9 protein-coding genes are annotated in these 8,734 nt (G+C 74.3%); all 9 read right to left on the bottom strand.

What is annotated here, in order from left to right; translation table 11 throughout:
* On the bottom strand, positions 1-690 hold a 690-nt coding region (locus ACWTSU_RS08790), incomplete at its 3' end, for a site-specific integrase (protein ID WP_455139810.1).
* A complete protein-coding gene (trmFO, locus tag ACWTSU_RS08785; protein WP_455139808.1) occupies positions 687-2,024 on the bottom strand; it encodes a methylenetetrahydrofolate--tRNA-(uracil(54)-C(5))-methyltransferase (FADH(2)-oxidizing) TrmFO in 1,338 nt (445 codons plus the stop codon). The genes trmFO and ACWTSU_RS08790, both read right to left, overlap by 4 nt.
* A gap of 19 nt (positions 2,025-2,043) precedes the next feature.
* Entirely contained in the window at positions 2,044-2,940 is an 897-nt protein-coding gene (locus ACWTSU_RS08780) for a DNA-processing protein DprA (protein ID WP_455139806.1), read from the bottom strand.
* Positions 2,941-2,952: 12 nt separating this feature from the next.
* On the bottom strand, positions 2,953-4,440 hold the full coding sequence (locus tag ACWTSU_RS08775) for a YifB family Mg chelatase-like AAA ATPase (protein ID WP_455139804.1): 1,488 nt from the start codon (positions 4,438-4,440) through the stop codon (positions 2,953-2,955).
* Positions 4,437-4,877 carry a YraN family protein gene (locus ACWTSU_RS08770; RefSeq protein ID WP_455139802.1) on the bottom strand — a complete coding sequence of 147 codons (441 nt, stop codon included), beginning with the start codon at positions 4,875-4,877 and terminating at the stop codon, positions 4,437-4,439. The genes ACWTSU_RS08775 and ACWTSU_RS08770 overlap by 4 nt, the downstream gene beginning before the upstream one ends.
* 175 nt (positions 4,878-5,052) lie before the next feature.
* A complete protein-coding gene (locus ACWTSU_RS08765; RefSeq protein ID WP_455139800.1) occupies positions 5,053-5,844 on the bottom strand; it encodes a ribonuclease HII in 792 nt (263 codons plus the stop codon).
* A 65-nt stretch (positions 5,845-5,909) separates the two neighbouring features.
* Complete coding sequence (gene rplS / locus ACWTSU_RS08760; RefSeq protein ID WP_455139798.1) at positions 5,910-6,254, bottom strand: 50S ribosomal protein L19; 345 nt, start codon at positions 6,252-6,254, stop codon at positions 5,910-5,912.
* 111 nt (positions 6,255-6,365) lie between these two features.
* Positions 6,366-7,319: a DUF6273 domain-containing protein gene (locus ACWTSU_RS08755; RefSeq protein WP_455139796.1), complete on the bottom strand. Its 954-nt coding sequence runs from the start codon at positions 7,317-7,319 to the stop codon at positions 6,366-6,368.
* Positions 7,320-7,626: 307 nt separating this feature from the next.
* Positions 7,627-8,670, bottom strand: coding sequence for a deoxyguanosinetriphosphate triphosphohydrolase (locus ACWTSU_RS08750; RefSeq protein WP_455139794.1), 1,044 nt, complete (start codon positions 8,668-8,670; stop codon positions 7,627-7,629).
* Positions 8,671-8,734: the final 64 nt, after the last annotated feature.

Below are 8,734 nucleotides of genomic sequence, written 5' to 3'. Positions count from 1 at the left end.
TATGGGTTTGCCTCGCGCGGAGAAAAGCAGTGTGCAAAAGGGCCGACCCGCGCGCGAGAGTTCAGGCCGGCTAAGTCTGAGGGAGCGGCGCACGCGCGCGAGCGCCGCGGGGTAGACGGGCACCAGGCGCTCCTTCGACCCCTTGCCGAAGAGGCGCGCCTGCCCCTGCGCGAGGTCCACGTCGCCCACGCGCAGGCCGGCCATCTCCCCCACGCGGGCGCCGGTCGCGTAGAGCAGCTCGAGGAAGGCGCGGTCGCGCAGGTCGGCCGGCTCTTCCCCCTCGCAGGTGGCGAGCAGGGCGCGCGCGTCGGACTCGCTCATGGTCTTGGGCAGCGTCCGGGCGAGCTTGGGACTCGCGACCGCGGCGAGCGCCGCCGAGTCGCAGAGGCCCTCCCTGAGCAGCCACCGGAAGAGCCCCCGCAGGGCTGAGAGCCGCCGGCTCACCGTGCGCGCGGAGTAGCCGGCGCCCGCGAGCTCGGCGAGGTAGCCGCGCACCTCGCGGTGCGTCACGCGCAGCGGGCTCACCCCCTCGCGCCGCGCCCAGGCCGAGAACGACGCGAGGTCCTCGCGGTAGGCGCGCACCGTGTTGGGCGAGAGGCGCCGGACGTCGGCGAGCGCGGAGCAGAAGGAGGCGGCCAGCTCGTCGAAGCGGTCCTGGTCGGCCCGCCGCGCCTCGGCCTCGGGGGTCACGGGGCCGTCACCGGCGCGACCGCGAGCTCGGGGCGTCGCGCGAGGTAGGCGCGCAGGTCGCCCAGGGCCCGCTCCGCCAGCGCCGCGCGCCTGCGCGCCTTGTTGCGCACCGGCGGCTCAAGCGGCGGGAACAGCCCGAAGTTCACGTGCATGGGCTGGTAGTCCACGGTCGCGGGGTCGGTGGCGTAGGCCACGAGCGAGCCCAGAGCCCCGGTCCCGGGCAGGCGAACCGCGTCGGCGCCGATGAGCTCGGCGTAGGTGTTGAGCGCGGCGAGAAGCCCGGACGCCATCGCCTCGACGTAGCCCTCCGTGCCGCAGATCTGCCCGGCGAGGCGCACGTGCGTGCCGGGGATCTCGAACGTGGGGCCGAGCGCGTGCGGCGCGTCCACGAAGCTGTTGCGGTGCATGACGCCGTAGCGCAGGAACTCCGCCTCCCCCAGCCCGGGGATCATCCTGAGGACGCGGCGCTGCTCGGGCCAGGTGAGGTTGGTCTGGAACCCCACGAGGTTGTAGGCGGCGTGGGAGGCGCTCTCGGCGCGCAGCTGCACGGCCGCCCAGGGGCGCTGCCCCGTGCGCGGGTCGGTGAGCCCCACCGGCTTGAGCGCGCCGTGGCGCAGGGTGTCGTGCCCGGTCCGGGCGACCTCCTCCACGGGCTGGCAGGCGCAGAACAGGTCGCGCTGCTCGAAGTCGCGCGCGATCACGCGCTCGGCCCCCACCAGGGCGTCGACGAAGGCGTCGTACTCCTCGCGCGAGAGCGGGCAGTTGAGGTAGTCGCCGCCCCCCGCCTCGCCGTAGCGCGACTGGGAGAAGACGACGTCCCGGTCGAGCGTCTCGGCGTCCACGATCGGCGCGGCGGCGTCATAGAAGCTCATCCGCCCGGAGCCCACCCGCCGCGCGATGGCGTCGAAGAGCGCGTCGGCGCACAGCGGGCCCGCCGCGACGACCGCGGGGCCCTCGGGGAGCTCGTCCGCCCGCTCGCGGACGAGCTCGATCAGCGGGCTCGCGGCGACGCGCTCGCCCACCGCGGCGGAGAACGCCTCGCGGTCGACGGCGAGCGCCCCGCCCGCCGGCACCGCGCACGCGCGCGCAAGGCGGAGCAGCTCGCAGCCCATGAGGTCGAGCTCGGACTTGAGCGTGCCCGCCGCGGTGTCGGGCTTGGTGGACTTGAGCGAGTTGGAGCAGACGAGCTCGGCGAGGCCGTCGGTGCGGTGCGCCGGCGACGAGAAGGGCCCCCGCTGCTCCACGAGGCGCACGCGCACGCCCCTGCGCGCGAGCTGCAGGGCGCACTCGCAGCCCGCGAGTCCGCCGCCCACCACCGTGACGAGCTCTCCCATTCGCACTCCGTCCTCCCGCTCAGCCGACCGTCGCTCCATTGTGCCCCAACAGGAACTCCCTCGTGGGCGAGTATCTCCCGTCGGGCAGCCGCTCCACGAGCCCGCGCGCCTCGTGGTCGGTGAGGGTCCTGAGGACCGTGAGGACGTCCTCCCCCATCCGCGCCGCCAGCTCGTCCGGGCGCAGCGGCGAGGCGAGCAGGGCGGACATGACCGGGCCGGGGGCGTCCCGCGCGGCCGGGGAGGCGAGCGGGACGCGGCCGTAGTCCAGCGAGATCGCCACCGCCAGCGTGCGCTCGTCGGGTATGACCCGCGCCCCCTCGGCGATGAGGCGGTTGGTCCCCGCCGAGCTGGGCGAGAAGATCGAGCCGGGCACGGCGTATATGACGCGGTCGAGCTCGAGGGCGGCCTCGGCGGTCGACATCGTGCCCGACCTGAGGCCGGCCTCGGTCACGACGAGTACCCTCGAGAGGGCGGCGATGAGGGCGTTGCGCTTCGGGAAGGCCCACCTCCGGGGACCCGACCCCCACGGCTCCGCCGAGACGACCGCGCCGCCGCGCTCGACCGCCCCCTCGTAGACGTCGCGCGACGACGCGGGGTACACCAGGTCGGCGCCGCATCCCGAGACCACCACGGTCCTCCCCCCGGCCGCGAGCGCGGCGGCGCCCGCCGCGCGGTCGCAGCCCATCGCGCCCCCGGACACCACGCACACGCCGCACCCCGCGGCCACGCGCGCGGCCATCTCCGCCACCGCGACGCCGTAGGGCGTGGGGCGTCGGGCCCCCACCACCGACAGGCACGGCCCCCGCAGCGCCTCAGGGTCGCCGCGCCCGAAGATCCGCTCCGGCGGGCGCGCGAGGTCGTCGAGGGCGGGCGGCCAGAGGTCGTCCCCGCGCGTGAGCTCCCAGCGATCACCCATCTCGTCCCCTCCTCACGCGCCCGCTCGGGACCGGAAGCCGAGGGCCTCCACGACGTCCCCCTCGCTGGCCAGCTCGCGCTGGGCGAGGTCGGCTATCGTCCGCGCCACGCGCGCGACCCGCGCGATGGCCCTCCCGCCGAGGTGCAGCGAGGACGCGAGCGACTCGAAGGCCGCCCGCGCCGCGGGCTCCAGGCTCGAGGCCGGGGGCCCGGCGGGCGCGTCGCCACGTCGCGCCTCCCTCCACGAGCGAAACTCGAGCGCGGCCGCCACCTGCTCGGCCATCTCCCCCGAGGAGGTGCCCGGCTGGCCGTCTATCACCTTGCTCGCGTCGGGGCGGGGCACGTCCACGACGAGGTCGATGCGGTCCATGAGCGGGCCGCCGATCCGTGCCTGGTAGCTCGCGACCCGCGCGGGCGGGCAGGTGCACTCGTGCCCCGGGTCGCCGAGGTGGCCGCACGGGCAGGGGTTGGCGGCTGCGACGAGCTGGAAGTCGCAGGGAAAGACGTAGGTGCCGTCGACGCGCGTGATCCTGACCTCGCGGTCCTCGAGCGGCTGGCGCAGGGCCTGCAGGGAGACGCGCGCGAACTCGGGCAGCTCATCGAGGTAGAGGACCCCATGGTGGGCCAGCGAGACCTCGCCGGGGGTGACGGGCCGTCCCCCTCCCACGAGCCCGGCCGTCGAGATGGAGTGGTGCGGTGCCCTGAAGGGCCGCTCGCCGCGCGCGAGCGCGTCGACGGGCAGGCCCGCCACGGAGTGCACGAGCATGGCGCTCGCCGCCTCCTCCTCGTCGAGAGGCGGCAGGATCGTCGGGACCCGGCGCGCCAGCATCGTCTTGCCCGCGCCCGGCGGCCCCACCATGAGGGCGCCGTGACGGCCCGCCGCGGCGATCGTGAGGGCGCGCTTGGCGAGCTCCTGGTCGACGACGTCGGCGAAGTCGAGGGCCGGCCGGCCGTCGCCGTCCTCCCCGCCCCCGCCCGCGCCGAGCGCCGGCAGGGCCTCCACGCCGCCCTTGAGCTGGGCGAGCGTCCTGACCCCACGCGCGTCCCCGAGCGGGGCCGAGCCGGCGCGCGACAGGGCCGAGGTGACGAGCGTGACGTCGCACGCGCTCGCGAGCTGGGCGTAGGCGACCTCGCCGCGCACGGGGCAGACCTCCCCGTCGAGCGACAGCTCGCCGGCGAAGAGCGTCCCGGACGCGACGGAGGGCGGGAGCTGCCCGGTGGCCACGAGCAGCGCCACGGCTATGGGGAGGTCGAACGCGGTGCCCGACTTCCTGATCTCGCCCGGTCGCAGGTTGATGGTCACGTGCGCGCGCGGCAGCGTGAAGCCGCTCGAGCGGAGCGCGCAGCGCACGCGCGAGCGCGCCTCCAGCACGGCGGAGTCCGGCATGCCCACGATGTCGAGGCCCGGTATGCCGGCCGACAGGCTCACCTCCACCCACACGGCCGTCACCTCGACGCCGTGCAGCGCGGCCGTCATCGCGCTCGGCGCCTCGGTGCTCATCGCCCGTCGCTCCCGAACGAGTTGCGGACGTGGTGCAGGTTCGCCCAGCCGTTGCATCGGTCGGTGACGCCCACGGTGTCGAAGCGCACCGCGCTCACGCCCTCGTGACGCCGCATGAACTCGGCGGCGAGCAGGACGTAGCGGCGACGCTTCGCCTCGTCGACCGCCTCCTCGGGCATGACGGTCCCGTCGGGCGAGCGCCTGGTCTTCACCTCGATCATCGTCACCGCCCCCGGTCCCTGCCCGGGGTCGCGGGCGATGATGTCCACCTCGCCCGCCTCGGTCCTCCAGTTCCTCGCGACGATCTCCCAGCCGCGCCCCTCCAGGTTGCGCGCGACCGCGTCCTCGCCGCGGCGGCCCAGCTCGCGCGTCCCCCCGTCGGGGACCGCCTGCGCCCCCGTCGTCGTCACCGGCGCGTAGCACGTCTCTCCCAGCATCCTCGCTCCCTCCGTCGACCGATGACGAGAGGGTGGCAGAGGGCACGAGCACGGGGCTTCCACCGGGCGCGCCGCTGGCTGACGCCTGGCTGACCCCGGGACCTCCGCGCCGCGTGCGCGCGAAGATGAGCTGCGGGCGCGGCGCCCGAACGAGCGCGGCGCTTCTCGGCAGCGCTCAGAAGAGGCGCGGCGTCTCCAGGAAGTTCCCACAGAACGAGACCCGGTGGACGGGCGTGAGACCGCGCGCGCGGATGGCCGCGATGTGCTCGGGCGAGCCGTAGCCCTTGCAGGCGGCGAGGTGGTAGCCGGGCCACTCCTCGTCGAGCGCCACCATCAGCGCGTCGCGCGTGACCTTCGCCACGATCGAGGCGGCGGCGATGGCGGCCACGCGAGCGTCGCCCTTGACCAGGCAGCGCTCGCGCGGGTGGGCGTGGACGGGGTTGCCGTCGATCAGGACGACGTCGGGGTCGAGCCCGGTGTCGGCCACCGCGGCAGCCATCGCGCGCCTGAGCGAGGCGGCCATGCCGTCGCGGTCGATGTCGCGCGGCTCGACGTGGGCTATCCCGATGGCGAGCGCGACGTCCGCCACCTGCGCCGCCAGGGCCTCGCGGCGTCGCGGCGAGAGCTGCTTGGAGTCATTGAGCCCCCAGACGACGGGCTCGTCGGGCAGGCACACGGCCGCCACGGTGAGCGGCCCGGCGAGCGCGCCGCGCCCGACCTCGTCGACGCCCACGGCCACGCCGCCGCCCGCGAGCTCGTCCTGGAGCGCGTACATCCCCCGCACGCGCCCGCGCTCGGCCTCGTCGCGCTCGATGCGGCGCCGGGTTCGAGCGACCGCCTGCCGCACCTGGGCGCGCGGGTCCTCGGCGTAGCGCTCCACCAGCTCGCGCGCCTCCCCGAGCGGGGCGTCGGCGAGCGCGGCGGCGACCTCCCGCGCGGTGGCGGGACGGGGCCTGTCAGCGGTCATGGGTCATCTCCCTAAGAAAAGAGCCGCCCCCGAAAGGGCGGCTCGCGGCCTCGATGCGATGGGACCTAGTCGCGCTTCTCGCGGATGCGGGCGGCCTTGCCCACGCGGTCGCGCAGGTAGTAGAGCTTGGCGCGACGCACGTCGCCGTGACGGACGACCTCGAGCTTGGCGATCTTCGGGCTGTGGAGCGGGAAGGTGCGCTCGACGCCCACGCCGAAGCTGACCTTGCGGACGGTGAAGGTCTCGCGCGCGCCGGAGCCGCTCATGCGGATGACGTCGCCCTCGAAGACCTGCTCGCGGGTGCGGTCGCCCTCGACGATGCGATAGTGGACCTTGACGTGGTCGCCCACGCGGACGGCGGGGATGTCCTCGCGGATCTGCTGACGCTCGATGGCGCGGATGTAGTCCATGGCTCTCTCTTCCTGTCGCTAGAGGTGCCGACGCGGCTGCGAACGACACATAGGTTTACACACAGCGGACGATTATAGGCCACGGACGCCGTTTGGACAAGAACCACACAACTACAGGCACAGGCCCGCGACCACGCCGGCCGGCTGGCTCGCGTAGCCGAGCGTCGCGGGGTACCCGGAGTCCATGACCTGGTAGAAGAAGTACTCGTCCCCCATGTCGAAGGTGAGCGGGTACGGCGAGCGGTACCACCACGCGCACGCCGACCCGCCGTAGGTGAGCGCGAGGGTGTCCGAGGCGTCCGCGAGGTCGGTGACCCCGGCGTCGGCGAAGTACTCGTACTGGGAGCCCTCCTGCGAGAGCAGCTCGTCGTAGGCCGTGTAGTCGATGTAGTACGTGCGCGCCCTCACCTCGTCGCCGTACTCGGTGGCGAAGAGGTCCACGGGGCCGCAGACCTCGGTGAGCGAGAAGAGCCACAGCGCGTCGGCGGTCTGCGTCACCGAGGCGGCGTCCGAGGTCGCGCCCGTGTTGTTGGTGAGCTTGGTGACCTCGACGAGGTTTGAGGCGAGGTCGTCGGGCAGCAGGGCGGCGCCGTCCGAGGCCAGCCAGGCGCGCAGGTCGCTGGCCTCCCACCCCCCGGCGTTGGTGTCGGTGGGGTTCACCGCGCGCCGCGCGATCGGCGACGTCATGAGCGTGAGGCCCGCGGCCCCCGAGCCGTCCGCGCGGCTGTCGTGACGGATCCCCACGACCACGAGCTGCGCCTGCGTGCCGTCATCGAGCGCCAGCGGGCGCGCGTCGCCCACGTGGACGCCCCACTCGTCCGCCACCGCGCGCCCCTCCTCGTCGGAGGGCGCCTCCGCGATCATCTGGGCGACCTGCGCGAGCTCGTCCCAGTCGTACTCCGAGAAGCCCTTGCGCTCGAGGCCGGCCTCCTGCCGAGGCACCCCCTGACCTCCGGGCACGCCCCCGGTGACGACCAGGTAGAGCAGCCCGGCCCCGACCGCGAGCACCGCGACCGACAGCACCACCGCGAGCGCCGTCAGAAGCCCGCCACCCCTTCTCGCCATCACAGCCCCCTCTCGTCCGCCTTGGTCGCCCCATGATAGCGCGACTCAACCGGGGCCCGCCGGCATGGGTCCGCCGCTCAGACAGCTTGCCGAGAAAAGCGCTCGGCAAGAACTCGCGGCGGACCCATGCCGGCGGGCCGCGACAGGCCAGCTTACGCGCGACGACGTGACGGCAGGCCCCGCCGGGCCAGGCCCGCCGCGAGTTCCGCAGCGAGCGTAGCGAGCGAGGACTGTCCGAGCGCCGGGTCTGGCCCGGCGGGGCCGGACCCAGGCCGCACGGGGCCAGACGGGCGGGTGGCCGGTCGGGCTAGCGGCGGCGCCAGGAGCGGGGGATCTTGAGCTGCTCGTAGAGCCTGATCGCGTAGCGGTCGGTCATGCCCGAGACGAAGTCGGCCACCTGGACGTCCGGCGTGTCGTCGTGGACGCGGTACTCGGCAGGGACCTCGTCGAGGTGGGTCACGAAGTGGTCGAAGAGCTCCTCGAGCATCGCGTAGGCCTTGGGCTCCTCCCACTTGGCGTCGCCGCGCGAGTAGAGGTTCTCGAAGAGGAACGAGCGCATGGTCATCATCGCCTCGCGGACGCGGGGCGACATGCGGACGTCACCCTCGCGCGCGCTCACCCGGACCACGTCGTGGACCATCGTCTCGATGCGCTCCGAGGAGCCGCCGCCCAGGACGGAGCGCGGGCCCGCCGGGAGGTCGGCCTCGGAGAGCAGCCCGGCTCGCTCGGCGTCGTCGATGTCGTGGCAGACGTAGGCGATGCGGTCCGAGAGCGCCACGACGCGGCCCTCGGGCGTGGACGGGCGCACGGGACCGGTGTGGCGGCGGATGCCGTCGACCACCTCGCGCGTGAGGTTGAGGCCGCGCCCGTCGCGCTCGAGCAGCTCGACGAGCCGCGCGCCCTGCTCGTTGTGGGCGAAGAGGCACCGAGAGCCGGCGGCGTCGGGGTCGAGGTTGCGGTAGCGTGCGATGGCGTGGCTGAGGGCGCGTTCCCTCATGTGGCCGAACGGCGTGTGGCCGAGGTCGTGGCCGAGCGCGATGGCCTCGGTCAGGTCCTCGTTGAGGCCCAGCGGCCGGGCGATGGAGCGGGCGACCTGCGCGACCTCGAGCGTGTGAATGAGGCGCGTGCGGTAGTGGTCCCCCTCCGGCGCGAGGAAGACCTGCGTCTTGTGGGCGAGCCGCCGGAAGCTCTTGGAGTGCAGGATGCGGTCGCGGTCGCACTGGAAGCACGTCCTCAGCAGGTCCGCCTCCTCCAGCCGGAGCCTGCCGGCGGAGGAGTCGGCAAACGTGGCGTCCTCCGAGAGACGCTCGCGTTCGGATCGCTCCTGGGCCTCGCGCCCGATGACTCTCATGGCTGCCCCCCTCCCACGGCAGAGGGGAGGGAAGCCGACCGGCTCCCCTCCCCTCACAGGACCT

Source organism: Thermophilibacter sp., from assembly GCF_966187215.1.
Note: the sequence above shows the minus strand (reverse complement) of the source record. Positions and strands in the feature narration are given on the sequence as shown.

Bases quoted from the DNA above. Each gene is read 5' to 3' on its own strand.
- trmFO (WP_455139808.1), bottom strand. From the start codon at position 2,024: ATGGGAGAGCTCGTCACGGTGGTGGGCGGCGGACTCGCGGGCTGCGAG.
- ACWTSU_RS08770 (WP_455139802.1), bottom strand. From the start codon at position 4,877: ATGCTGGGAGAGACGTGCTACGCGCCGGTGACGACGACGGGGGCGCAG.
- ACWTSU_RS08750 (WP_455139794.1), bottom strand. From the start codon at position 8,670: ATGAGAGTCATCGGGCGCGAGGCCCAGGAGCGATCCGAACGCGAGCGT.
- rplS (WP_455139798.1), bottom strand. From the start codon at position 6,254: ATGGACTACATCCGCGCCATCGAGCGTCAGCAGATCCGCGAGGACATC.
- ACWTSU_RS08755 (WP_455139796.1), bottom strand. From the start codon at position 7,319: ATGGCGAGAAGGGGTGGCGGGCTTCTGACGGCGCTCGCGGTGGTGCTG.
- ACWTSU_RS08765 (WP_455139800.1), bottom strand. From the start codon at position 5,844: ATGACCGCTGACAGGCCCCGTCCCGCCACCGCGCGGGAGGTCGCCGCC.
- ACWTSU_RS08780 (WP_455139806.1), bottom strand. From the start codon at position 2,940: ATGGGTGATCGCTGGGAGCTCACGCGCGGGGACGACCTCTGGCCGCCC.
- ACWTSU_RS08775 (WP_455139804.1), bottom strand. From the start codon at position 4,440: ATGAGCACCGAGGCGCCGAGCGCGATGACGGCCGCGCTGCACGGCGTC.